This is a genomic window from Devosia sp. Root413D1, from assembly GCF_001425235.1.
Lineage (GTDB): Bacteria > Pseudomonadota > Alphaproteobacteria > Rhizobiales > Devosiaceae > Devosia_A.
This window is the reverse complement of record NZ_LMEA01000001.1, coordinates 811,129-834,721: the sequence shown is the minus strand read 5'-3', so window position 1 is coordinate 834,721 and position 23,593 is coordinate 811,129. Positions and strand designations below refer to the sequence as shown.

Below are 23,593 nucleotides of genomic sequence, written 5' to 3'. Positions count from 1 at the left end.
CTGGCCACCTCGACATCGAGCGCGCTGCGCACCCCTCCCAACCTCCCCCGTCGAGGGGGAGGTGCCCGCCGGTGTATCGGGCACATCCAAGCCACAAGCACCGGCCCCACCTCCCCCTCGACGGGGGAGGCAAGCGGAGCTTGGGAGCGAAGCGACCTAGCGCAGCTCGGAGGGGGTGCGAACCGGGCTGGATGCCGGCATCCGGCCACCATCCAGCACCAAAAGTAAGGGCGCCACTTGGGCGCCCTTCTCGTTTCACAGCTAAGCTCGTCGCCTCAGTGGCTGGGGCTCGGCGGCAGGCCCTTGGCCTTGCGCCAGGCCTGGTATTCTTCTTCGGCATCGGGGTGCAGCGGGTAGTAGCGGCGGAGCGATTCACCGGCAGTGAGCTTTTCGCGGCTGAACACTTCCCACTCGGCGTGTTTCTTCGAATCCTCGATGACCTTTTCGGCCATCGACTGCGGCAGCACGACGACGCCGTCATCGTCGGCCATGATGATGTCGCCCGGGATGACCATGACGCCGCCGCAGGAGATCGGCACGTTCACTGCCGCCGGCCAGATCGAGACCTGGACGTGGTAGTTCGGGGTCCAGCCGCGCATCCAGATGGCGAGATCGAGCTTGTCGACGTTGGGCTTGTCGCGCATCACGCCGTCAATGACGATGCCGGCGCCTTTGCGGCCCTTGAAGTAGGTCGACATCATATCGCCGAAGACGCCCGAGCTCAGGTCGCCGCGCGCGTCGACCACCACCACGTCGTTCTCTTCGACTTCATAGAGAACGTGGCGATGCAGCTGCTTTTCGGGATCCGAATATTCACCTTCGCTGAAGAGATCCGGGCGCTGCGGCATGAACTGCAGCGTCAGGGCGGTGCCGACGATGGACTTGCCCTTATACTGGCTGACCGGGCCGACCATGTGCGGGTTGCGGAAGCCGGAGTGGCCGAGCGACCCGGCCACGGTGGCGGTGCCGATATCCTTCAGCGCGGCGATGACGTCCTTGCTCGGACGCTTGAACGCCGGGATCGGGCTTTGCATGATGTGGACCATAAGTATCTCCTCCAGATGAGTTTCGGGTCTACCAGTTCGTAACCGAACCGTCGCGGCGCTTCAGGTGGGGCGCCTCCCAGAACTTGAAGCTGTCCTTGTCGAGCAGCTTTTCGTTGATTTCGATGCCGAGCCCCGGCGCGTCCGGCACGCGGAATAACGCGCCATCGAGCAGCGGCATGGTGGGGAACAGCTCCGCGGTAGGCGTGCCGGCATAGAGGTCGGTGGCGTTGGCGCGCACTTCGAGCGCGAAGAAGTTCGGCGTCGCCGCCGAGAAGTGGATGGTCGCCGCAGTGCAGATCGGCCCCAGCGGGTTGTGCGGCATCAGGTCGACATAGTGCGCCTCGGACCAGCCGGCGACCTTCATCGCCTCGGTGAAGCCGCCGACATTGCAGAGGTCGAGCCGGTTGTACTGATGGATGCCGCGTTCGATATAGGGCAGGAACTGCCACTTGGAGGAGAACTCCTCGCCTATGGCGAAGGGCACGTCGGTGAGTTTCCGCAGGTTTTCGTAGGCCTCGGGCGTCTCGTCGCGGATCGGCTCCTCGAGGAAATCGAGCGTGCCGGATGGCATCTTCTGGCAGAAGCTCGCCGTCTCGGCGACGCTCAGCCGGTGGTGGTAGTCGATGCCCAGCACCACGTCTTCGCCCAGCGCTTCGCGCGCCTTGGTGAGGAATTTGGCGGTCTTGCCGATCGACTCGCGCGGCTCGAAAATGCCCTGGGCGTCGTTCCATTCGGCGGGGAAGAAGCGGATGGTGGACCAGCCGCGGGCCATCAGCTTTTTTGCGTCCTCGATGGTCTCGTCGCCGCTGATCGAGCCGGTCGAGGCGAAGGTCGGGATGAAGTCGCGGTGCTTGCCGCCGAGGAGTTCGTAAACGGGTACCCCCAGTGCCTTGCCCTTGATGTCGTAGAGCGCGATATCGAGCGCCGACTGCGCCGCGGTGAGCACGCGCCCGCCCTCAAAGTACTGGCTGCGGTACATCTCCTGCCACAGCGCGCCGATCTGCATCGGGTCGCGCCCGACGAGGAACTGCGCATAGTGCTCGAGCGCCCCGACGACGGCCTTCTCGCGGCCGCTGAGCCCGCTTTCGCCCCAGCCGAAAATGCCCGCATCGGTTTCGATCTTGACGATCAGCTGGTTGCGATGGCCGACCCAGACCGGGAACGGCTTGATGGCGGTGATCTTCACTGTTGGTTCCTCACCAGCTGGTCATGCTGCCGTCTTCGAGACGGGCGATCGGCAGGTAAGCCTGCTTGTAGGGGTATTTGGCAGCGAGACTTTCGTCGAAATCGACGCCGTGGCCGGGTACTTCGCCCGGTTGCAGGTAACCGCGATCGTACGACCAGGCGCATTTGAACACGTCGAACATCAGCTCGGAGTAGTTGGCGAATTCCTGGATACCGAAATTCGGGATCGCCACGTCGACATGGATGTTGCAGCCCATGGCGATCGGCGACACGTCCTGCGGGCCGTGGCACGCCGACTTCACATGGTAGATCGCCGCCAGATCGAAAATCTTCTTGATGCCGGTGACGCCGCCCGCATGAGTGGAGGTGACGCGGGCATAATCGATCAACTGCTCGGTGATCAGCGTGTGGGTGTCGTAGATCGAGTTGAACACCTCGCCCACCGCGAGGGGCTGCGTGGTGTGCTGGCGGATGATGCGAAAGCCTTCCTGCAGCTCGGCGGGAATGGCGTCCTCGAGCCAGAACAGCCGGTAGGGCTCGAGGTCCTTGCCGAGGCGGGCGGCTTCGATCGGGGTCAGGCGGTGATGCACGTCGTGCAGCAGGTGCACGTCCCAGCCCACCGCGTCGCGCACCTTCTCGAACAGTTTGGGCACCAGCGGCAGGTATTTGTGCGTCGCCCAGACTTCCTCGTGCGGCACGATGGCCCCACGGCCCTTCAGCGCTGCGGTATCGGTGGAATCGCCGGTGCCGTAGATCGGCGGCAGGCCGGGGATGGCGACCTGGGCGCGGATCGCCTCGACGCCGGTTTCCTTGATGGCGAGGACGCCCTCGACCACCTCGGAGATTTCGAGGCCGGAGGCGTGGCGGTAGACCATCACCTTGTCGCGTGAGCGGCCACCGAGCAGCTGGTAGAGCGGCAGGCCGGCAACCTTGGCCTTGATATCCCACAGCGCCATGTCGATGGCCGAGATCGCCGCCATGGTGATCGGGCCGCGACGCCAGTAGGCGCCCTTATAGAGATACTGCCAGATATCCTCGGTGCGCAGCGGATCCATGCCGATCAGCGCCGGAGCGACGTGATCCTCGAGATAGCTGGCGACCGACAGCTCGCGGCCGTTCACCGTGCCATCGCCGATGCCGTAGACACCCTCGTCGGTGATCACCTTCACCGTGGTGAAGTTCCGCCCGGGCGAGCAGACGATGACCTTGATTTCCTTGATCTTCATTTGATGCGTCGCTCCACGCTCGCTCGGGACTGGATGTTCCTCAGGACCAGGTGCGGTCCCAGGACATGTCATTGTCCCACTGGTCGGTCGGCTGCCAGATGTCGGTAACACCAGGCTGCAGGTGCTGACGCAGCAGCTCGTCGTTGACGTCGTCGATGCCGAGGCCCGGTTTGTCGCTGAGCTCGATGAAGCCGTTCTTGACGATCGGACCGTCGAAGCCGGTGACGATGTCATCCCACCACGGCACATCGACCGAGTGATATTCGAGCGCCAGGAAGTTCTCGGTGGCGGTGGCGATATGGGCCGCGGCAATCGCGGCGATCGGGCTCTCGGCCATGTGGATGGCCATGGCGATGCCATGGTCCTGCGCCGCGTCGCCGATCTTCTTGGTTTCGAGGATGCCGCCGGTGGTGAGGATATCGGGATGGATGACCGAGATGCCGGCGTTGAACAGCGGCTCGAAACCTTCCTTCAGGTAGATATCCTCGCCGGTGCAGATCGGCACCGAGGTCGCTTCCTGCAACCGGCGATAGCTCTCCGCATGCTGCCAGGGGATCACGTCCTCGAGCCAGGCCGGGGTGTATTTCTCGATGCGCTGCGCCAGCCGGATACCGTCCTGCAGCGAGATATGGCCGAGATGGTCGATGGCCAGCGGGATCTCGGGCCCGATCACGTCGCGCACTTCGGCAATGTACTGCTCGAGCAGGTCGAGACCCTTTTCGGAGAAGTGCAGCCCGGTGAACGGGTGCATGACGTTCTGCGCGTCGTAAACGAGGTTACGCGCCTTGCGCTCCTCGTTGTTGGTCGCGCGGATGCCGCCGGCGTGCTGCTTGAAGCCTTCGAGTACGCCCGCCGGGCCAACGACGGCGCCGGGGATATGGGCGATCTCCATCAGCCCCAGGTCCATCTTCAGGAAGGTGAACCCCTTGTCCATGCGCTCCTTCAAACGCTTGCCCATCTCAGTGCCGCTCGGGCGATCGGCGTCGGTGTCGCAATAGCAGCGCACCTTGTCGCGGAACTTGCCGCCCAGCATCTGGTAGATCGGCGCGCCATAGGCCTTGCCGGCGAGATCCCAGAGCGCGATCTCAATGGCCGAGACGCCGCCACCCTGCCGGCCGTGGCCGCCGAACTGCTTGATGCGACGGAACAGCCGGTCGACATCGCAAGGGTTTTCGCCGAGCAGCCGGCTCTTCAGCATCAGCGCGTAGGTGGCGCTGGCGCCGTCGCGCACTTCGCCCAAGCCCACGATGCCCTGGTTGGTATAGATCTTCAGCAGCGCCGAGCGGAACGGCGCACCGGTGATCTCGGCCACGCGGATATCGGTGATCCTCAAATCAGACGGGCGGGAGCTGGTGTTGACGCGATTAAGCGCGTCTTCGGCAGGGTTCGAAGTCATTGGGGGTTAAGCCTTGGCTGGGGAGCGGTCGCTACCGGGCCGCCCGATGGAAGGACAAATCGATTGGCGGCTTATGCGAGCTTGAGTGCCATTTCGGTTTCGCCGTCGAACAGATGCATGCGGTCCTGATCGAACTCGAGGAACACCGGCTCGTCGGGCCTGAGCTGGAAGGTCGGGGCGACGCTGACATTGACCACGGCGCCGGAGACGAAGACCTGGGCGAAGGTGACGTCGCCGGTCGGCTCGACCGTATAGACCTTGCCCGGTACGGCACCCGGCACCTGAGACTTGTGCACCGTGATGGTCGAGTGCCGGCCGCCCAGCACCACCTTGCTGGATTTGGCGCTCAGCGCCTTCCGGCCATTGGCGTCGGAGAGCGGCATCTCCCAGCCCTCGGGGCTCTGGAGCACGACCTTCCCATCCTTCGATGCGGCGGTCAGCGGCACGAGGCTCATGGCAGGGGAGCCAACGAAGCTTGCAACGAACATGTTCACCGGGTTGGCGAAAACGTTGGCCGGGCTGTCATATTGCTGCAGGAAGCCGCCATTCATCACCGCCATCTTGTCGGACATGGTGACGGCCTCGAGCTGGTCGTGCGTCACGTAGATGATGGTGGCGTTGAGATCCTGGTGGAAACGCTTGATCTCGGAGCGCATCTGCACGCGCAGCTTGGCGTCGAGGTTCGACAGCGGCTCATCCATCAGGAAGGCGCGCGGCTCGCGCACCAGCGCCCGGCCCAGCGCCACGCGCTGCTGCTGGCCGCCCGACAGTTCGCGCGGCTTGCGCTCCAGCAGATGGACGATATCGAGGGTCTTGGCGGCGGCCTGGACCCGCTTGTCGATCTCTTCCTTCGGCAATTTGCGCATCTGCAGCGGGAAGGCGAGGTTCTTGTAGACCGACTTCTGCGGGTAGAGCGCGTAGTTCTGGAACACCATGGCGATGTCCCGGTCCTTGGGGTCGAGGTCGGTGACGTCGCGGTCGCCGATGTTGATGGTGCCGCCCGACATCGGGATCAGCCCGGCGACCAGGTTGAGCGTCGTGGTCTTGCCGCAGCCGGAGGGGCCGACCAGCGCGACGAACTCTCCGTCCTCGACGGTCAGCGACACGTGGTTCACGGCGTAGACATCGCCGTAGTTCTTGACCACGTCCTTGAGGATAACCTGAGCCATATGGGTTTCCTTGAGCTTTCCGTTAGTGCTTCACGGCGCCCTCGGTCAGGGCGCGCACGAAGTAGCGTTGCAGGACGAGGAACAGCACCACGACGGGGATGCTCATCATGAAGGTGGCGGCCATCAGCCCCGGCCAATCCGTGGCGTTCTCCGAAAAGAAGCGCTGGATGCCGACCGGCAGGGTCATCTGATCGTGCCGGGTGAGGAAGGTGTAGGCGTAGATGTACTCGTTCCAGGCGCCGATGAAGCTGTAGATCGAGGTGGCGATGATGCCCGGCGTCGACAGCGGCATGACGATCAGGAAGAAGGCCTGGAAGCGCGTCGCGCCATCGATGCGGGCCGCCTGTTCGAGCTGCACCGGGATGTTGTCGTAGAAGCCCTTGAGCAGCCAGATGGCGAGCGGCAGGCCGAAGGTCAGGTAGGTGAGGATCAGCGAACCGTGGGTGTTCACCAGCCCCAGCGCTTTCATCAGGATGAACAGCGGCACGAGGAACACCACGGCCGGGAACATGTTCCTGAGCAGCACGGCGAAGAACAGGAAGTTGCGGCCGGGGAAGCGGAAGCGCGAGAAGGCGTAGGCGGCCGGCACCGCCACCACCACCGCGAGAATGGTGGTGAGGGTCGAGACCCAGATGCTGTTCCAGAAATACTGGATGAAGTCGCGGCCGACATTGCCCGAGGGGTCGATCAGCCGCCAGTAGTTCTCCAGCGTCGGTTCGGCCGGCCACCATTGCGGCGGATACTGCATCGCCGCAAAGCCGGTCTTCAGCGAGGTGATGAACATCCAGATCATCGGCATCACAGTGAAGCCGAGCAGCAGGAGGAGGAAGATCCGCCCGCTCCAGCGCCAGCCACCTGCACCACGGCGCTTGGCGGCGCCTGCACTCAGTTCCATGGTCATCCGGCGGCCCTCGCGTCATCGCCCTTGGTCAATGCACGGACATAGAAGTAGCCGAGCACCATCATCACGATGAACAGGATCACCGCATAGGCCGAGGCGACGCCCCAGCGCTGCCGCCCGAAGGCAAGCTGGTAGATATGGGTGATCCAGATGTCCGACGAGCCGGCCGGGCCGCCGCCGGTCATGATCCAGGGGATGATGAAGGAGTTGAAGTTCTGCACCGCGAGCAGCAGCAGGGTGACCATCGACACACCCTGCAAGTGTGGGAAGGTGACATGCCAGAAGCGCTGCCAGGGGCTGGCGCCATCGACCTGCGCGGCGCGCAGCAGCGTATCGGGAACCGTCTGCAGACCGGCCATCAGCATGATCATGGCGAAGGAGAATTCCTTCCACACGTTCACGACGATCAGCGCGTAGAGCGAGGTGTTGGTGTTGTCGATGAAGTTGATCGGCTTATCGATCCACCCGACCTGGGTGAGCATGGCGCTGATAGCGCCGAAATCGGAGTGATAGAGCCACTTCCACACATAGGAGGCGGCCACCGCGCTCACCACCCACGGAATCAGCAGCAGTGCACGCAGCACCCCGCGGCCGGCGAACTCGCGATGCAGCGCCAGCGCGGCGCCCAGCCCGATCATGAAGGCGAAGAAGGTGGAAAGGACCGTCCACAGCACCGTCTGCCAGGTGACCTTCCAGAACACCGGGCTGGTCAGGATGGTGACGTAATTGTCGAGGCCGTTGAACTGCTTGGCGCTGAGCGCCAGGCTCGCCGGGGTGTTAAAGAAGCTCAGCTCGATGGTGTAGTAGATCGGATAGCCGATGACGATCAGCATCACGATCAGGGCAGGCGCCACATAAAGATAATCGAAGCGGCTGTTCCACACCTTTTGGCTGAGGCCGATGCGCCTGGGCTCGGGTACGTCGCGAAAGATGGCTTGTCCCGGAACAGTGCTCACAGCGCATAACCCTGGTTGTGAAGAGGAGAGACCGGCGACGGGTGCCGCCGGTCCGAGAGTGCTTCAGCAGGCGATCAGATGCCGCCGCCGCCGTCGACGATGGCCTTGACCTTGGTGGCTGCATCCTCGGCCGCCTGGTCGACGGTCATGTTGCCGGTGAGGGCGTTCTGCAGCATATCCGGAACGATGATGTTCATGATTTCCGGCGCCTGCGGGATCACCGGGAACGGGATACCATTGGGCAGCATCGAGGTGGTGACGTCGAGGAACTTGATGGTGTCGAGACGTTCCTTCATGGCGTCCGTCAGGAAGCCATTGATGTTGCCGGGGTTGGAGCCGACCCAGGCGAGCTTGGTCGACCATTCCGGGCTGTCCCAGAAGCAGATCAGCGCCTTGACGGCCTGCTCGTCCACCTTGCCACCCTGCACGAACTCGGGCTTCACCACATGGATGTTGGAGCCGCCGAACACCACGGCGCGCTTGCCGTCGGGACCGGTGGGGATCAGGCCGTAGCGCATGTTGGCGACCACTTCGTCGGCAACTACCTTGTCGGTGCCGGTCGCCTTGGACGCGAGATCGTTCATCTTGGCGTATTCGGCCGGGTGGGCAATCATCATGCCGAGCTTGCCGGCGATGAACGGCGCCTGGTTTTCACCCTGCGTGTTGGTCAGCGCCGAAGTCGGGACCGACTTGTCGACGGCGTACATCTGGTAGGCAGCCTGCAGCGCCTGCTTGGAGCCGGCGTTGTTGATCCAGACGTCCTTGTAGCCCGGCTCGGCCGAGGCCTCGTCGAGGGCACCGCCACCATAGGCCCAGAGCTGCGGCATGAAGCGGAACGGGGTATTGCCGGCGTTCTGCTTGGCGACGAGGCCGTAGCCCGGGATGCCCAGCTTCTCGTTGATCTGCTTGGAATAGGCGACGACATCGTCCCAGGTGGCCGGCGGGCTTTCCGGGTCGAGCCCGGCATCCTTGAACACCTTGGCGTTCCAGATCATCGCCATGGTTTCGTTGTTGGTCGGCAGGCCGTAGCTGACACCCTCGTAAGTCACCGACTTCAGCGCGCCGGGCCAGAAGTCCGCGGCGGTGTAGCCGACATCTTCCGGCTTCAGCGGCTGCAGGTAGCCTTTGGCGGCGAACTCGACGCCACCCAGGATCTGCAGGCGGATAACGGCCGGAGCCGAGTTGCCGAGCAGCGAGGTGCGGAACTTGTCGAGCAGTTCGTTATAGGTGATCGACTGGACTTCGGTGGTGATGTTCGGATAGGCGGCCTTGAAGGCCTCCCAGAACGCCTTGTCCTGGTCATGCGCGATCTGCGGGTCGGCTTCGAACGGGCCGGTGTACCAGTAGCTGACGGAACCGGTGTAATCGTTCGGCACAACCGCGCCGCAATCCTTGGCAGCGTCGAACTGCTTGGTGCCGGCGATCGACTTGACGTATTCCGGCGACCATTTGCTCAGGTCCACGCTCTGGGCGTAGGACGCGGTCGTCGCCGTCGTCAGCATGGTGGCAGCGCTCAGCACCGCCATCGAAAGGCCAAGCAGACGCCGGCCGGTGTTCATATGCATTGAGAAATCCTCCTCCTCAAATCAGGGCGTTGCCCGGCCCATAGCCGCAGCAAAGCCCTTTACAGCGTGCGCTGTTCTCGCCTCGGGAACCGGGCTTGGCGCCGGCTTTTCCCAACTAGTATGGCAGATTTCCAGCAAAACTGGTGTATGTCAACATCACCAAAGTCGTACATTATTTTGCGCGCTTTGCGTGCGAACGGGGCTTGGCTTGCCCAAAAAAGCTGCATAAACAGAACCAATGAGCGAGGTGACCGTCAAGTCGGACCAGCCCGAGGAGACCCTCGAGCAGCAGGCCTCCGTCTACGAGATGATCCGCGAGGACATCGTTTCGGGACGGTTGGGGCCCAATGAGCGACTGAAGGTCGCGGACCTTGCCGAGCACTACCAGACCTCGACCAATCCGGTGCGTGAAGCGCTGCAGCAGTTGCGTGGCGAAGGCTTCGTCCTGATCGAGCCCAACCGCGGGGCGCGGGTGCGGCCGATCGATGCCGATTTCGTGCGCGACATCATCGAGATCGAGATGCTGATCGAGCCGGCGCTGACTCGCTGGTTCGTGTCGATCGTCTCAGACGCCGACATCCTCGAGCTGGAGCGCATCCAGGCCGAAATCGAAGCGCTGAACTTTGCCGATCCGATGCTGCATGGCCGGCTCGACACCCGCTTTCACCAGTTCATCTATGACCGCCATTACAACCGCCACGCCGCCGAACTGTGGTGGAAGCATCGCGAGATCCTGCGCGCCATCAGCCGGCGCTTTCCGACCTCGCTGAGCCGTCGCCAATCGGTGCTGCGCGAGCATCGCGACCTGATCGACCGCATCCGGGCGCAGGACGCCGATGGCGCCGCCGCGGTTGTCGCCCGCCACGTCGAGGGCTCGGGGCGCCACATCATCGAGCAGATGGGCGTCGCCCAGAGGAGCCTGCGCCGATAGGGCGTGTATTTGATTTGTCGCGCTTTCGAACCGGAAAAGTCTCACAACTTTTCCTGAAAGCGCTCCGAGGGGCCAGCGGAAGGTCCGTCCCGCCGGCCGAAAGTTATTTGAGGGGCCGCCTCCCCGGCGGCCAGATTGGGAGACGCCTGCCGCCCGGCAGGCACGAGGAGTTATCATGAAGATCACCGACCTGCGCGTTGCCGTTATCGGCAAGCATCCGATCGTCCGCATCGTCACCGACGAGGGCATCTACGGCATCGGCGAGGTGGAATACACCAAGACCTACCTGAAGCCGTTCATCCTGCATTTCCGCGACGCGCTGATCGGCGAGGACCCGACCGACGTCGAGCGCTGCATGATGAAAATCCGCCAGCGCGGCAGCTTCAAGCCCTATGGCGCGGCGGTGTCGGTGATCGAGCACGCGTTGTGGGACATTGCCGGCAAGGCAGCGGGTGTCCCTGCCTACAAGCTCTTGGGCGGCAAGGTGCGCGACAAGGTGCGGGTCTATAACGGTTCGGTGCGCCGCAAGCGCTCGGGCGACCGGCCCGAGGATTTCGCCGCCGACGTCAAGTGGATGGCCGAGCAGCCGCAGAACTTCTTCATGGTCAAGCAGGGGCTGAGCTTCCATTCCAGCCAGAAGGACAGCTACCCCGATTTCCACTATGGCCCGATCGGCAAAAAGGCCGGCTACCATGGCGCCATGGACCAGGGGCAGATCTCCGAGCACGGCTTCAACTACCTGCTCGACTGCGTCATCGCGATGAAGGAAGCGCTGGGCGACAAAGTGAGCCTGGCGCTCGACTGCGGCCCCGGCTGGTTCCTCAACGACGCCATCAAGTTCGCCAATGCCGTCGAAAAATACAACATCATGTGGCTCGAGGACATGCTCACCGGCGACTACGTGCCGTGGGTCAACCCGCAGGCCTATCGTGAGCTCACCAACTCCACCACCACGCCGATCCATACCGGCGAGCAGATCTACCTGCGCCACAACTTCAAGGAACTGATCGAGACCCAGGCGGTGCGCGTCGTCGGTCCGGATCCGGCCGATATCGGCGGCATTGCCGAGCTCAAGTGGGTGGCCGAGCACGCCTATATGCACTCGATCATGATGGCGCCGCACGGCACGGCGAATGGCCTGCTCGGTCTCGGCGCGCTGATCAATGTCTGCGCCACGCTGCCGGCCAACTATATCGCCTTCGAGTATCCGTCGGCCTCCGACGAGTTCTGGAACGAGATCGTCACGGGCCTGCCCTCCGGACCGATCGTCGTCGACAGCCATGTCGACCTCTTGCCGGGGCCCGGCCTCGGCCTCGACATCGATGCCAAGGCGGCCAAGCGCTACCTCAAGGAAGAGGACGCCGGCTTCTTCGACTGATCGTCGGCGGTATTGAGTCCGGGCCGGGCGGATGGTCTCCGCCCGGCCCGTTCATTTTCTGCTGTTTGAGTGCGGCTTTCCCCAGTGACCGGTGTCATCCGGCGCAGGCCGCGAGCAGGCACCCCAGCTCACGGCTCCAGCGGATGCCGCATCCAGACGTTGGGTTCCTCATACAGCCCGGTTCCGGCAGAGCAGTCGACGACGAGTGGCGCCAGGCCACCCGGCAGGTGGAAGCGGCCCGAGACCGGAAAGCGGAGACCGGTCCAGTCCGTCCATTGTGACAGCGGTGCCGCCACGGTCATCGAGCGGGGCGCGACCTTGACGATGCGGGCCCCCAGTTGCCAGTGCTTGCGCACCCAGGGATCGAACGGAGCGCCGCTGTCGGTCGTCCAGCCCAGATAGTCGGCGAACGAGGTCAGCGGGTAGCTCGGCTTCCGTGTCGGACGGACCGGCGCCACCAGCGCCTGCAAGCCGTCCTTTGTGGCGCGGGCCTTCATGTTGCGCAGCAGACGCTCGGCCAAGTCGGAGCCGCGAAGCTCGGGCGCCACGACGATCGACAGCGCCGAGAGCGTGTTGACGGGCCGGCCGGCGACAAAGGCCTCCACGCCGGCGCTGAGCACCGCATCCCAGCCGTCATCGGACAGGGACGCATCGTCCTCGGGCTGCGCCCAGGCGAAGGGAATGCTGTTGGAGCTGGCCACGACCTGTTCAGCTCCGCGGGGCCCGGTGCGCAACACGACGAACTGGAAGCGGGACAGGCCGGCATCGAACAGGCGATCCCAACACTCGATGATCGCCCGGTCGCCGTCCATGAAGGCCGGCCAGACCGGCGCTGCAAGCTCGGCGAATGCCGGGATCAGGTCCGGCCGCTGCTCGGCCGAAACGAGGGTGAACTGATCATCGGTAGACATGCTGATCTCTCGGGCGTCCGCTGGTCAGACCCGATCGCTATACCCGCATCTTGGCCCGGGCATAAGCGCTGGGCAGGTCATCGAACACGGTGCGCCCGCCATATTCGGGAGCCCGGCGACGCTCCTCGGCGATGAACTCGCTAAAGCTCGGGCCGGTGGCGCCGGCCTCGAGCTGGCGCGATTGCCGGTCGAGCCGCTTGATCGCGTCGAGCTCCTCGTCACGGCCGAGCCTCGCCTTGCCGACCGCCGATTTCAGCACCCGGATGGTCTCGTCGTAGACTTTCAGCGGCACCGGGAACGGATGGCTGTCCTTGCCGCCATGCGCCATGGCGAAGCGGGCCGGATCGGCGAAGCGGTGTGGTGCGCCATGCACCACCTCGGCCACTTGGGCCAGCGCCCGCACGGTGCGCGCCCCAACGCCCGGCACCAGCAGCAGTTCGGTGAAATCGGTGGGCGCCCGATCGGCCGCCGCGGCGAGACTGCCGTGCAGCCGGCGCAGCATCACGTCCTTGGGGCGGATGTCGTGATGCTCCGGCATCACCAGATGCGGCAGCAGCGGCTGATCGTCTTCGACCGGCGCCGGTTCGGCGATCCCCTCGATCCGACCGACCTCGCGCACGATGGCATCCGGGCCCATGCCGCCGAGGATATCGACCTGCGAGCTGCGCGAGCGCGCCGCCCGAACATCGGTCAGGTTGACGATCGTCCCCTGCCCGGCGCCCTCGATCGCCGCGTGCGGCTGCTCGACAAAGCTCCTGAGACCCTCAGAGCGCCAGTGATAGCGTCGCGCGGTTTTGGTATCGCCCTTCATCCCCTGCTGCACCACCACCCAATGGCCGTCATCGGCGACGATGAAGCCGTGCAGATAAAGCTCGAACCCATCCTGCACCGCGGCGCTGTCGACCTTGGCGACCAGCCGGCTGGTCTTGGCCAGCGCCGCGCCGTCAAAGCCGACGCGGTTGCCGATCGCCACCAGTTCGTCGGGGGTCTTGCGCGAATGCCGGCCGCGTCCGCCGCAGACATGCAGACCCAGTTCGCGCTCCAGCGGCCGGAGGCCGCCCTTCAGCGCGCCGATCACGCTGGTGGTGATGCCGGAGGAGTGCCAATCCATCCCCATGACCGCGCCGAACGACTGGAACCAGAACGGATGGGCCAGCCGGCTCAGCAGCTCGTCGCGGCCATATTCCATGACGATGGCCTGGCAGATCACCGCGCCGAGCCGCGCCATGCGCTCGCTCAGCCATTTCGGCACCCGCCCGCCATGCAAGGGCAGATCGGCGCTCCCGCCTCGATTGGCCATGGGGTGTTTTCCTTGTTCGCCCGCGATTGTAGCATGGGAACAAAAGAGAAACAAACTGACTGCGAGCCGGAGCTATGCTCAGCCTCCCCTCCCAACCGGATGTCATCCCGGCGAAAGCAGGGACCCATCCTTCCGCTGGCGCAGGCTGTGAGTTGGGTCCCAGCTTTCGTTGGGATGACATCGAGTAGGTGGAACGTACTGGGGGCAGCCCGCACCGGCCCTGGGGCCGCGTCTCAGAACCTCCCCGACAGCGTGAGCTTCACCGCCTGGGCCGATTGCGCGCTGCCGAACTGGCCCTGGTAGCCGAGATCGAGGCTCACGCCCGGCGCCAGCTCAGTGCCGAGCCCGGCTTCGAGCAGCAATGCGGTGTCATCCGGCTTGACCCCGCTCCCCGTGAATGGCGTGCCGCCGGCAAAACCGTGCGTGGCGGTCGGCTGGTCGCCGGTGGTGCGCTGCAGCGCGATGCTGCCGCGAGCGGCGACCACCAGGCCATCACCGAGCACGAAGCGGCGCGCCGCCTTGAGACCGGCGGTCAGCACTGCCGCCCCGATGTCTTCTGAAGCGCCGCTCAGGGCCGCGTCGCCGCCGCTCTCGCCGTAACGCCCGCCCGACTGGCCGATCAGCGCGGCGCGGACAAACGGCGTCAGCGTCACCTCACCGAGTTCGAACGCATAGCCGAGTTCGCCGAACAGTTGCGCCGTCGTCGTAGCGTAGTCCGTCGTGACCGTCTCGCTGAAGCCGGTGAAGCTCGGGGTGCGGGTCGCCGACACCTGGTTCGAAGCCAAACCGGCGCCGAATGCCAGCCGTACTTCGCCCAGCGCCGCGCCGCCATAGAGGCCAAGCTGGTAGGTGGTCGCTTCGGCCCGCGAGTCCCGCTCGGGCAGGTCGACCGCGACCCCACCGATCCCCGCCAATACGCCGAGGAACACCTCACGGCTCACCAAGCCGTCAGCGCCGAGCAGCAAGCCGCCGGCACCGAAGTCGAAGCCGGCGGCGTTGCCGTCGCCATCCACCGTGCCGGCGCCGCCGTAGCCGCGGGCCCAGACGTTGCGCGCGCCGACCTGGCTTTCGGCAAGCGCCGCGAACGCGGCGTCGACCCGGTCCAGGCCCACGTCGCGCTGGTGTCGGCTGGCATCGGCCAGGGCGCGCAACAGTGAGGCATGCACCTCGCCCGAGAGATCGTCGAAGGCCTCGAGCGCATCGGCGGTGTTCAGCGGCACCACGACATCGAACAGCGGGCTCGATGGCAGCGCCTGCAGCGCGGTGGCGGTGGCGAGCTGGTTTGGCGTCTCGGCGATCGCGGGGAGGTTGGCGATCGCCGAAACGCGCAGCCACACCTCGCCAGGTGTGTCGTAGTCGAGCACGAACTGCAGGAACGCCGAGTCGTCGACGAGGCCGGTGAACGCGCCGCTGACGCTCGAGGCGGTGAGGATCTGATAGGCGCTGCCCAGCGCATAGGAGCCGCTCGCAGCGGTAACGCTGACCGTGCCGCCGGCCAGCATGGCGACGCCCGAGACGGCGAGATGCCCAGCGGCCGCCGCGGGCGTAACGCCGACCCTGAAGGTGCCGCCCGCCTCGTTGCCATAGCTGCCGCTGATGTTCAGCGTGCCGGCCGAGACGTCGACGGTGCCGGCATTGTTCACCGCGCCCGCCAGCGTGCCGGTGCCCTTGACCGTGCCGAGCGCCCGGATCTCGATCGTCGGACTGGTGAGCGTGCCCAGAATGCTCAGCACGCCGGCCTGCACCTCGGCACTGGTCGAAAAGCTGCCGGCGTCGTTCAGCGTCCAGGCGCTGCCCTGCATGGACAGGGTATCGAAGTTGAGGAACTTGGCGACGCTTTCGCTGCCGGTTCCGAGAAGGATCAGGTTGTCAGTGCCGGTGCCGCCCTTTACCAGCCCGTTGAGCACCGAGCCGGTATCGAGCTTCAGGGTGCGGGTGCTGCTGCCGTTGAAGTTGATGGCGTTGACGGCGCCGGTGATGGTGCCCGAGTTGGTCACCGTGCCGGCGGCGTTGAGGTAGAGCCCGTCGCCCGCTGCCGACCTGATGGTGCCGGAGTTGAGGAAAGTGCCGCCGCCGGTCGCCTCCACTGCCTTGGAACTGGCGCTGCTGCCGGTCGATTCGACGGTGCCGGCATTACTGAAGGTCAGCACCCCGGTGGCGCTGGCATAGACGCCATTATAGCCGCCCTTGATCACGGCGCCGGCGTTGTTGGTGATGATGCTCGGCCCACCCTGCACGAACACGCCGGTGGAGAAGCCAGTCAGCCGCGTGTTGATGATCGAGCCCGAGTTGATCACCGTGCGCTCGCTGCCCTGGCCGATCGATACGGCGTTGCCGGAACTGTTGCCGGTGATCACGCCGGTGGCGGTGTTGGTCACTGAGCCGCCGAACTGCAGCAGCACCAGGTCGCCGCCGGCGACGACCTGGGTGATGGTGCCGGAATTGACGACGACGCCCGGGCCGACGCCGGGATTCCCGCCGCTGGGGAACTTGCCGATGCTGATACCGCTGCTGGTGGCGTTAATGGTCGCGCCCAGCTCGTTGACCACGGTGCCGCCGCCGAGCAGCGTGATGGCATTGCCGCCGGTGACGAGGCCCGAATTGGTGACCATGGAGCCGGCACCGTCGAGCTTGATCTGCCCGCTGACGCTGCCGTGGTTGCCGAGCGCCCAGGTGCCGGTGCCGCTGACCGTCGGCCCGCCCAGGGTGTTGCTGACCGCGACGCCCGAGAGGATGTCGACCGTGGTACCGGCATAGAGGTTGAGGTTCACCCCGGTGGTGGTGCTGGTGGAAATGTCGACATCGGCCGCCCGTGCCGGCGCCAGCATCATGGCGAGCGACAGCTCGACTGCCAGCGTTGCGGCGAACAGGCGCCGCCAACCCCCCGAAGACCTCATTGCCCCACTGCCCGAACCCGACCAAGTGGATCGAGCCTAGAAGGGCTGCCGCGGCCGGCGTAGCTGGTCACTCGGGGCAGGCCGGGGCAACTCGGGGCGATGCCCTCAGATGGCCCGCGCCGACGCGCCAACGATGTGCCTCAGCGGTAACGGCAGCCGAGGCCGGCGCTGGTCCCGGCCAGCGGGCGGTATTCGCAGCCGACCCAGCCGTCACAGCCGAGCTCGCGGAGCACGAAGCTGTAGTTGATCAATTTCGCCACTGCATGGGTCTCGCTGCAGCGGCGGACCCAATCATGCTCTGCGGATGGGGGCAAAGGCTAATGCACGTCCGGCGCGGGCTGACCCCCACCATTGATCCCTCCCCCTTAAACATAGGGAGGAAGACGCTCTCACGAATACCAGTGTTTTGGTCTCCCTCCCCCTGTTTGGGGGAGGGGACAGGGGTGGGGGTCAGCCCGCACCGGTGCTTGACGGACGACGGCCGGGGCCGCCGTGCGGCAGGCCTCAGACCTTCACGCGGATCATCTGGTAGGAGTGGGGCTGGAGCTTCACGCTCAGCACCTTGCCGTCGACCTTGGCGCCCGAACCCTTGGACGGGGCGACATTGGTCTGCTCGGTGGCAGTGTTGACGGCGCGCAGGTTCGCGTGGGTCATCACCTGGTGGTCGATCACCGTTGCGGCACCAAAGCCTTCGAGGCTCAGGTCGACATCGATCGCTTCGGTGGCGTGACGGTTCACTGCGAAGAAGCTGATGGTGCCATCTTCCTGGTTGTGGACACCCGAGACGTCGACATAGCCGATATTGTCGCCGTGCTCGGCGTCATAGCCGGGGGTGTTGATCGCCAGCTGCAGCGCCGTGCCGCGGCCATAGACCGAGGCGAAATAGTACGGGTAGTAGATGGTCTGCCGCCAGGCCTGCCCCTTGGGGTCGGTCATGATCGGCGCGATGACGTTCACCAGCTGGGCGATACAGGCGAGCTTCACCACGTCGGAGCGGCGGATGAAGGTGTTGAGGATCAGGCCGACCTGCAGCACATCCTCGAAGTTGTAGATGTCTTCGAGCAGGCGCGGCGCATGCGGCCAGCCGTCATTGCCATCGAGGATCTTACGATCCTGCTTGTTGGAGTGGTACCAGACGTTCCACTCGTCGAAGCTGATATAGACGTCGTGCTTACTGCGCTTCTTCGACTTCACGAAGCTGATGGTCGAGGCCACCGTGGCGATGTAGCGGTCGAGCTTTTCGTTGAGCGCCAGGTAGTTGGCAGTGTTCTTGGCCAGCACCTCAGCGGTGCCGCCTTCGGCCAGGGCACGCTCGTTCTCGCGGTTGGCGAAGTACATGTGCAATGAGATGTGGTCGACATTGTCGTAGGTGTGCTCGAGCACCTCGCGTTCCCAATCGGGATAGGTCGGCATGTTCGCATGCGACGAACCGCAGACGATCAGCTCGAGCTTCTTGTCGAAGGCACGCATGGTCTTGGCGACTTCGTTGGCGAGGCGGCCATATTCGTGGGCGGTCTTGTGACCGACCTGCCAGGGGCCGTCCATCTCGTTGCCGAGGCACCAGAGCTTGACGTTGAACGGATCGGCGCGACCGTTCTTCTTTCTGAGGTCGCCCCAGTACGAACCGGTCGGGCCGTTGACGTATTCGAGGAAGTTGCGGGCATCGTCGAGGCCGCGCGAACCGAGGTTGATGGCGAGCATCATCTCGGTGTCGACCAGCTCACACCAGTCGGCGAATTCGTGGACGCCCACGGCGTTGCTGTCGGAGGTGTGCCAGGCGAGGTCGAGCCGGGTCGGGCGCTGCTCGCGCGGCCCCACGCCATCTTCCCAGTTATAGGCCGACACGAAGTTGCCGCCGGGATAGCGGACCATCGGCACCTTGAGGTCGCGTACCAGTTGGGCGACGTCGCCGCGCATGCCGTTCTTGTCGGCGGTGGCGTGGCCGGGCTCGTAGATGCCGGTATAGATGGCGCGGCCGAGATGTTCGAGGAAAGCCCCGTACACCCGGTCGTCGATCTTCGAGATGGTATAGTCCTTGTGCGCCGTTACCGTCGCCCGCATACGCTCCTCCATGTCACCAGCTTTGGTGATCTATATCGCCTAGCTTGATATGGAACAGGTCGCGGCGCGTCAAGGGGCGGGTGGCGAGTCGTGCGCGGCGAATGGCATGTCGCGCGAAACAGGCTCCCTGCCTGCTCGCCATCGCCACCCGCTATGCGCCTCTGCTCACTCCGTCTCGATCCGGAGCACGATGTCCTGATCGTAATTGCCGAAGCCGCGCCCGAAAATGTTGATGCCGCCCGGGTGCTTGGCATCTTCCTTCACCCCGACCCGGAGCCGGATCGAGTGGTGGGTGTCGAGATCGAGGTCCTTCAGCGAGACCGGCGAGATCTTCATGCCGTCGACGTAAGTCCCCGTCCCGTTGACGCGGAAACTCTTGAGCTTGCCGTACTGGCTGCCCTTCAGCTTCCACCAATCCGGGGTGTAGACGCCGCGCTTGTCGCCGAAATCGCCGGGCGAGGTCCAGGTGCCGATATCCTGGCCATTGACGCCGACGGTGATGTCGCTTGGCCAATCGGCGCTGGTGCCGGGCACTTCCGAGCTCAGCTCGAAGCTGAACTCCATCGAGGTGATCTTCTGCTGCGCCAGCCGGGCATTGTTGGGGAACTGGTATTCGACATAGCCGCGGGTGAACCAGATCAGCCCGGTCTTCATGCGGTCAGGATCGAGGAAGGTATCGGGCACGTCGAGCAGCCCGATGATCCCCTCGGTGGAGCAGAGCCCGCACGGCGCCGAGACTTCGCAGCTGGTATAGAGCCCGAGCGGCATCGCCACTTCGATGGCATTGGCCTTCAAGGGGCGGATGTCCTCCTTGAACATCACCAGCACTTCGTCGAACAGGCTGTGGCAGATCTTCTGGTTGCCCTTGCGCGCCTTCTGCGTCTCGGTGCGCACCAGCCCGGCTTCCACCAGGGTCTGCATATTCGAGCTGACCGTCGATTGCGGCTGGCCAAGCTTGGCCGCGATATCGTTGACGTTCATCGCGCCCTGCACGTGCAGCAGCTTGAGGATGGCGACGCGCACTTCGGAGGCGAGCGCCTTCAATACCTCCGGCCTCTCCTCAGGGTCGATGAGCAGGAAGTTGCGGCTCATGAATCGTGACGCTCCCAAACGCTGAAGGGCGTTTGTATCAGGAAGTTCGGTACAGTCAAACGAAGCTCAGGCGAGTTGCCCCAGCAACTCGTGCGGCACCCGGTAGAGCAGCGGCTCGCCGCGGACGAAGCGTTCGACCTCGTCGACGACGAGCGTGCCGAGCCGTTCGCGCTCGCCGCCGATGGCGCCGGCGATGTGCGGGGTCAGCAGCACATTGGGCAGATCGTAAAGCGGCGACTCCGCCGGCAGCACTTCAGGCTCGGTGACGTCGATCACCGCATTGAGGCGCCCGGCGACCAGCTCACTGAGCAGCGCATCCTGGTCGACGATGCTGCCGCGGGCGGTATTGATGAAGGTCGCCCCGTCCCGCAGCAGCGCCAGCCGCCTTGCGTCTATCATGTGCCGGGTCGAGAGCAGCGCCGGGGCATGCAGCGATGCGACGTCGGAACGAGCCAGGAGGTCGTCGAGTTCGACCAGTTCCACCCCAAGCGCCGCCGCCTGCTCCGGCGTGGTGCTGGTCGAGGTCAGCAGCAGCTCGAAATCGTAGGGGGCCAGCAACTCGATGGTTTTGAGCCCGATGCGTGAAGCGCCGATAATGCCGACGGTCTTCCGATAATTGCCGAGCCCTGAAGCCATCAGCGGGTGCGAACGCAGGTGCCGCCGCTCGCGCCGGTAAATGTCGCGGAACTGCAGCACGCCCTTGTTGGCAAAGAGGATCGCCGCGACGGTGAACTCCGCCACCGGCACTGCGTTGGCGGTTACCGCCGAGGTCACGGCGACGCGCTCCACCACCTCGGGCGCGATGAAGTACTTTATCGAGCCGGCCGAGTGGGCGATCAGCCGGAGTTTCGGTGCGGCCGCGAGGGTGCTCGCATCGAGCTGCGGCGGCCCCCAGCCGGTGATGAGGATCTCGGTCTCTGCCAGTATGGCCTTCGCATCAGGCGAGGTGAGCTCGAGCAGCGGCTCATGCCGCAGGATGTCGCAGAGGCCCGCCAGCCGCTGCAACTGCTCGGCGGCGAAGACGTGCTCGGTGAATTGCGGATCGTAGGCGAAGGCGAGCCTGGGCTGCATCGGTTCACTCAATCGGTGTGGAACACTTCGTCGATCGAGGCCCACCATTCGCCATCCTTGCGGGTCTCGAGCGGCGACTGCATCGGCATGCAGACCGACCACCATTCCTGCGTCACCGGATCGGCCGCCATCGCCGCCATATCGGCGGCGTAGTCGGTGCCGACATACTCGAAATAGGAGAACAGCAGGTTCTCCGGCTGCTTCAAAAAGATCGAGTAGTTGCGGATGTTGGAGTTCCTGATCTGCTTCAGCACATCCGGCCACACCGCGGCATGCACCCGCACATAATCCGCCACCGCCTCGGGCTTCAGCCCCAGCACCGCCCCATAACGCTTCATCGTCTCGTCTCTCCCTTCAACTCATTTGTCAGGCGGGCGGCCTCTCCCACCCACCGGTGTCATCCCAGCGAAAGCTGGGACCCATTTCTCCGCTGTCGCGGGCTGCGAGTTGGATCCCCGCTTTCGCAGGGATGACATCGAATGTGGACGATATTCTCGGCCAACTCGCGCCAGACGCTCAGCTCCGCCGCTGCGAAATTTCCTGGCCGCAGGCGATCAGCAGCTGCAAGGCCGCATCGCACCCCGGCGCGGTCTTGACGTCCAGCCGCTCCGAATAGGGGCAGGTGAACACTGCCAGCACCCGGCCCATCGGCCCGAGGATCGGCACGGAGAGATTGTTCACCCCGGCGATCTGCAGGCTCTGCATATTCTCAAAACCCTGCTGGCGCACCCGGGTCAGCCGCTCTTCCAGCGCCGGCGTCAGCTGCTCGGGCTGATCCTGCTCCTCGAGCATCAGCCGGCGCTCGTCGGCCGCGGCGAAGGCGAGCAGCACATGGCCGGAACCGGTGTTGATCAGGCTGATGCGCGAGCCCACCCGCACCGAGACATTCCAGTAGCCGGGGCCATCGACCTGCGCCGCCACCACCAGGTTGCCGCGGTCATAGATGGCGAGATGGCAGGCCTGCTGCGCATCCCTCGCGAAGCGCCGCATCACCGGCATGGCCTGGCTCAACAGCCGCTGCAGTGGCGGGCGGGCATGCGCCAGCTCGAACAGCTTCAGCGTCACCTCATACCGATCCGCGGACGTGCGGCGCACGAAGCCCCGGCGCACCAGCCGGTCGAGCATGCGGTAGATTTCGTTGGGCGAGCGGTCGAGCGCCTTGGCGATCTCGGCCTGGCTCAGGCTCTCCTCGGTCGCCGCCAGCAACTCGAGGATATCCAGCCCCTTATCGAGGGCCGGGGCGCGGTACTTCTCCAGATCCTCGAGGGGAACCACGCGCCTTCCTCCCTTCGGCGCAATTGACGCCGCAAACCTCACGTGCTTACTCACGAATAGTCTTTTCACATATGCACAACAAGCCGGATTCAGCCGGTGTGCGCATCGCCTCGGGGAGGAAGCCATGGCGCGGATCGCGCGGGTCGAAGTGCTGATGGTCGACCTCAAACCCAAGGTGAAGCGGGTCGACGCCATCCAGTCCTTCGTGTCGCAGGAGACCCCGATCATCCGCATCACCGATGCGGATGGCGTCACTGGCACCGGTTACAGCTACACCATCGGCACCGGCGGTCACTCGGTGATCGAGCTCTTAAAGCGCACGCTGGTTCCCGCCATTATCGGTCGCGAAGCCAACGAGATCGAAAAGCTCTGGCGCGAGCTGTTGTTCCTCACCCACGCCACCACCACCGGCGCCATTACTTCGATCGCACTGGCCGCCATCGACACGGCGCTTTGGGATCTGCAGGCGCGCAAACTCGGGCTGCCGCTGCACATCCTCGCCGGTGGTGCGCAGGACGCCATTCCGCTCTACACCACCGAGGGCGGCTGGCTGCATCTCGAAGCAGCGGCGTTGATCGAAGATGCGCTGCGCGCCAAAGCCGACGGGTTCGGCGGCTGCAAGTTGAAGGTCGGGCGACCGATCCATGAGGATGTGCGCCGTATTTCGGCGGTGCGCGAGGCGGTCGGCCCCGGCTTCGAAATCTTCACCGACGCCAACCAGCGCTTCAATGTCGACGAGGCGATCCGCCGGGCGCGCGCCTACGAGCCGCTCGATATCGGCTGGTTCGAGGAGCCGCTGACCGCCGAGGATATTTCCGGCCACACCCGGCTCTCGGAACACACCTCGATCCCCATTGCCATCGGCGAGAGCCTCTATTCGGCGATGCATTTCCGCGAGTATCTGGAGCGCCATGCGTGCTCGATCATCCAGGTCGATGTCGGCCGGGTCGGCGGCATCACCCCCTGGCTGAAGGTCGCGCACATGGCCGAAGCCTTCAACATCGCGGTCTGCCCGCATTTCCTGATGGAGCTGCATGTCGGGCTCTGCGCCGCCATTCCGAATGGCCGCTGGGTCGAATACATCCCGCAGCTAGACCAATTGACGACTGAACGGATGACCATCCGGGATGGTAAGGCCATCCCGTCATCGAAGCCGGGGCTGGGCATCGCCTGGGATTTCGATGCCATCGAGCGGATGACCGTCGAAGGCTCGCATTCGATCCACCTTTAGGA

The 23,593-nt window shown here is 64.7% G+C and carries 19 protein-coding genes; 3 read left to right on the top strand and 16 right to left on the bottom strand.

The window, feature by feature from the left end:
* Nucleotides 1-275: 275 nt before the first annotated feature.
* From ASC89_RS03950 to ASC89_RS03915, 8 genes are all read right to left on the bottom strand, one after another.
* Entirely contained in the window at nucleotides 276-1,046 is a 771-nt protein-coding gene (locus ASC89_RS03950) for a ribonuclease activity regulator RraA (RefSeq protein WP_244488391.1), read from the bottom strand.
* A 28-nt stretch (nucleotides 1,047-1,074) separates the two neighbouring features.
* The gene (locus ASC89_RS03945; protein ID WP_055994747.1) at nucleotides 1,075-2,232 is read right to left on the bottom strand and encodes a mandelate racemase/muconate lactonizing enzyme family protein; all 1,158 of its coding nucleotides are present in this window, start codon (nucleotides 2,230-2,232) and stop codon (nucleotides 1,075-1,077) included.
* 10 nt (nucleotides 2,233-2,242) lie between these two features.
* On the bottom strand, nucleotides 2,243-3,457 hold the full coding sequence (manD, locus tag ASC89_RS03940) for a D-mannonate dehydratase ManD (protein ID WP_055994744.1): 1,215 nt from the start codon (nucleotides 3,455-3,457) through the stop codon (nucleotides 2,243-2,245).
* Nucleotides 3,458-3,497: 40 nt separating this feature from the next.
* Entirely contained in the window at nucleotides 3,498-4,853 is a 1,356-nt protein-coding gene (locus ASC89_RS03935; protein WP_055994740.1) for a mandelate racemase/muconate lactonizing enzyme family protein, read from the bottom strand.
* 71 nt (nucleotides 4,854-4,924) lie between these two features.
* Nucleotides 4,925-6,022, bottom strand: coding sequence for an ABC transporter ATP-binding protein (locus ASC89_RS03930; protein WP_055994737.1), 1,098 nt, complete (start codon nucleotides 6,020-6,022; stop codon nucleotides 4,925-4,927).
* 22 nt (nucleotides 6,023-6,044) lie between these two features.
* A complete protein-coding gene (locus ASC89_RS03925; RefSeq protein ID WP_055994734.1) occupies nucleotides 6,045-6,923 on the bottom strand; it encodes a carbohydrate ABC transporter permease in 879 nt (292 codons plus the stop codon).
* On the bottom strand, nucleotides 6,920-7,879 hold the full coding sequence (locus ASC89_RS03920; RefSeq protein WP_055994731.1) for a carbohydrate ABC transporter permease: 960 nt from the start codon (nucleotides 7,877-7,879) through the stop codon (nucleotides 6,920-6,922). The genes ASC89_RS03925 and ASC89_RS03920 overlap by 4 nt, the downstream gene beginning before the upstream one ends.
* Nucleotides 7,880-7,953: 74 nt before the next feature.
* Nucleotides 7,954-9,438 (bottom strand): extracellular solute-binding protein, encoded by a 1,485-nt coding sequence (locus ASC89_RS03915; protein ID WP_082533169.1) that lies wholly within the window; start codon nucleotides 9,436-9,438, stop codon nucleotides 7,954-7,956.
* 244 nt (nucleotides 9,439-9,682) lie between these two features.
* Here ASC89_RS03915 and ASC89_RS03910 point away from each other — a divergent pair, with 244 nt between their 5' ends.
* Together ASC89_RS03910 and ASC89_RS03905 are read left to right on the top strand one after the other, a co-directional pair.
* Nucleotides 9,683-10,375 (top strand): GntR family transcriptional regulator, encoded by a 693-nt coding sequence (locus ASC89_RS03910; protein WP_055873509.1) that lies wholly within the window; start codon nucleotides 9,683-9,685, stop codon nucleotides 10,373-10,375.
* Between the two features lie 175 nt (nucleotides 10,376-10,550).
* Nucleotides 10,551-11,753, top strand: coding sequence for a mandelate racemase/muconate lactonizing enzyme family protein (locus tag ASC89_RS03905; protein WP_055873511.1), 1,203 nt, complete (start codon nucleotides 10,551-10,553; stop codon nucleotides 11,751-11,753).
* A gap of 128 nt (nucleotides 11,754-11,881) precedes the next feature.
* Here the strand turns inward: ASC89_RS03905 and ASC89_RS03900 are convergent, their stop codons facing one another.
* The 8 genes from ASC89_RS03900 to ASC89_RS03865 form a co-directional block, all read right to left on the bottom strand.
* Nucleotides 11,882-12,664: a hypothetical protein gene (locus ASC89_RS03900; protein WP_055994728.1), complete on the bottom strand. Its 783-nt coding sequence runs from the start codon at nucleotides 12,662-12,664 to the stop codon at nucleotides 11,882-11,884.
* A gap of 37 nt (nucleotides 12,665-12,701) precedes the next feature.
* Entirely contained in the window at nucleotides 12,702-13,964 is a 1,263-nt protein-coding gene (locus ASC89_RS03895; RefSeq protein ID WP_055994725.1) for a DUF763 domain-containing protein, read from the bottom strand.
* 233 nt (nucleotides 13,965-14,197) lie between these two features.
* Nucleotides 14,198-16,861, bottom strand: a complete 2,664-nt coding sequence (locus tag ASC89_RS03890) for an autotransporter domain-containing protein (protein WP_055994722.1) — start codon at nucleotides 16,859-16,861, stop codon at nucleotides 14,198-14,200.
* Nucleotides 16,862-17,365: 504 nt separating this feature from the next.
* Nucleotides 17,366-18,922, bottom strand: coding sequence for an alpha-N-arabinofuranosidase (locus ASC89_RS03885; protein ID WP_055873521.1), 1,557 nt, complete (start codon nucleotides 18,920-18,922; stop codon nucleotides 17,366-17,368).
* A gap of 165 nt (nucleotides 18,923-19,087) precedes the next feature.
* On the bottom strand, nucleotides 19,088-20,014 hold the full coding sequence (locus tag ASC89_RS03880; protein WP_055873525.1) for a transcriptional regulator: 927 nt from the start codon (nucleotides 20,012-20,014) through the stop codon (nucleotides 19,088-19,090).
* Between the two features lie 66 nt (nucleotides 20,015-20,080).
* A complete protein-coding gene (locus tag ASC89_RS03875) occupies nucleotides 20,081-21,085 on the bottom strand; it encodes a hydroxyacid dehydrogenase (RefSeq protein ID WP_055994719.1) in 1,005 nt (334 codons plus the stop codon).
* A gap of 8 nt (nucleotides 21,086-21,093) precedes the next feature.
* The gene (locus ASC89_RS03870) at nucleotides 21,094-21,423 is read right to left on the bottom strand and encodes an L-rhamnose mutarotase (RefSeq protein ID WP_055994716.1); all 330 of its coding nucleotides are present in this window, start codon (nucleotides 21,421-21,423) and stop codon (nucleotides 21,094-21,096) included.
* 178 nt (nucleotides 21,424-21,601) lie between these two features.
* Nucleotides 21,602-22,360, bottom strand: a complete 759-nt coding sequence (locus tag ASC89_RS03865; protein WP_055873534.1) for an IclR family transcriptional regulator — start codon at nucleotides 22,358-22,360, stop codon at nucleotides 21,602-21,604.
* A 124-nt stretch (nucleotides 22,361-22,484) separates the two neighbouring features.
* Here ASC89_RS03865 and ASC89_RS03860 point away from each other — a divergent pair, with 124 nt between their 5' ends.
* Nucleotides 22,485-23,591 carry a mandelate racemase/muconate lactonizing enzyme family protein gene (locus ASC89_RS03860; RefSeq protein ID WP_055994713.1) on the top strand — a complete coding sequence of 369 codons (1,107 nt, stop codon included), beginning with the start codon at nucleotides 22,485-22,487 and terminating at the stop codon, nucleotides 23,589-23,591.
* Nucleotides 23,592-23,593: the final 2 nt, after the last annotated feature.

What these genes read in the sequence shown, in the direction of transcription:
- ASC89_RS03950 (WP_244488391.1), bottom strand. Translation starts at nt 1,046, where the DNA reads ATGGTCCACATCATGCAAAGCCCGATCCCGGCGTTCAAGCGTCCGAGC.
- manD (WP_055994744.1), bottom strand. Translation starts at nt 3,457, where the DNA reads ATGAAGATCAAGGAAATCAAGGTCATCGTCTGCTCGCCCGGGCGGAAC.
- ASC89_RS03935 (WP_055994740.1), bottom strand. Translation starts at nt 4,853, where the DNA reads ATGACTTCGAACCCTGCCGAAGACGCGCTTAATCGCGTCAACACCAGC.
- ASC89_RS03930 (WP_055994737.1), bottom strand. Translation starts at nt 6,022, where the DNA reads ATGGCTCAGGTTATCCTCAAGGACGTGGTCAAGAACTACGGCGATGTC.
- ASC89_RS03925 (WP_055994734.1), bottom strand. Translation starts at nt 6,923, where the DNA reads ATGACCATGGAACTGAGTGCAGGCGCCGCCAAGCGCCGTGGTGCAGGT.
- ASC89_RS03915 (WP_082533169.1), bottom strand. Translation starts at nt 9,438, where the DNA reads ATGAACACCGGCCGGCGTCTGCTTGGCCTTTCGATGGCGGTGCTGAGC.
- ASC89_RS03910 (WP_055873509.1), top strand. Translation starts at nt 9,683, where the DNA reads ATGAGCGAGGTGACCGTCAAGTCGGACCAGCCCGAGGAGACCCTCGAG.
- ASC89_RS03905 (WP_055873511.1), top strand. Translation starts at nt 10,551, where the DNA reads ATGAAGATCACCGACCTGCGCGTTGCCGTTATCGGCAAGCATCCGATC.
- ASC89_RS03900 (WP_055994728.1), bottom strand. Translation starts at nt 12,664, where the DNA reads ATGTCTACCGATGATCAGTTCACCCTCGTTTCGGCCGAGCAGCGGCCG.
- ASC89_RS03895 (WP_055994725.1), bottom strand. Translation starts at nt 13,964, where the DNA reads ATGGCCAATCGAGGCGGGAGCGCCGATCTGCCCTTGCATGGCGGGCGG.
- ASC89_RS03890 (WP_055994722.1), bottom strand. Translation starts at nt 16,861, where the DNA reads ATGAGGTCTTCGGGGGGTTGGCGGCGCCTGTTCGCCGCAACGCTGGCA.
- ASC89_RS03885 (WP_055873521.1), bottom strand. Translation starts at nt 18,922, where the DNA reads ATGCGGGCGACGGTAACGGCGCACAAGGACTATACCATCTCGAAGATC.
- ASC89_RS03880 (WP_055873525.1), bottom strand. Translation starts at nt 20,014, where the DNA reads ATGAGCCGCAACTTCCTGCTCATCGACCCTGAGGAGAGGCCGGAGGTA.
- ASC89_RS03875 (WP_055994719.1), bottom strand. Translation starts at nt 21,085, where the DNA reads ATGCAGCCCAGGCTCGCCTTCGCCTACGATCCGCAATTCACCGAGCAC.
- ASC89_RS03870 (WP_055994716.1), bottom strand. Translation starts at nt 21,423, where the DNA reads ATGAAGCGTTATGGGGCGGTGCTGGGGCTGAAGCCCGAGGCGGTGGCG.
- ASC89_RS03860 (WP_055994713.1), top strand. Translation starts at nt 22,485, where the DNA reads ATGGCGCGGATCGCGCGGGTCGAAGTGCTGATGGTCGACCTCAAACCC.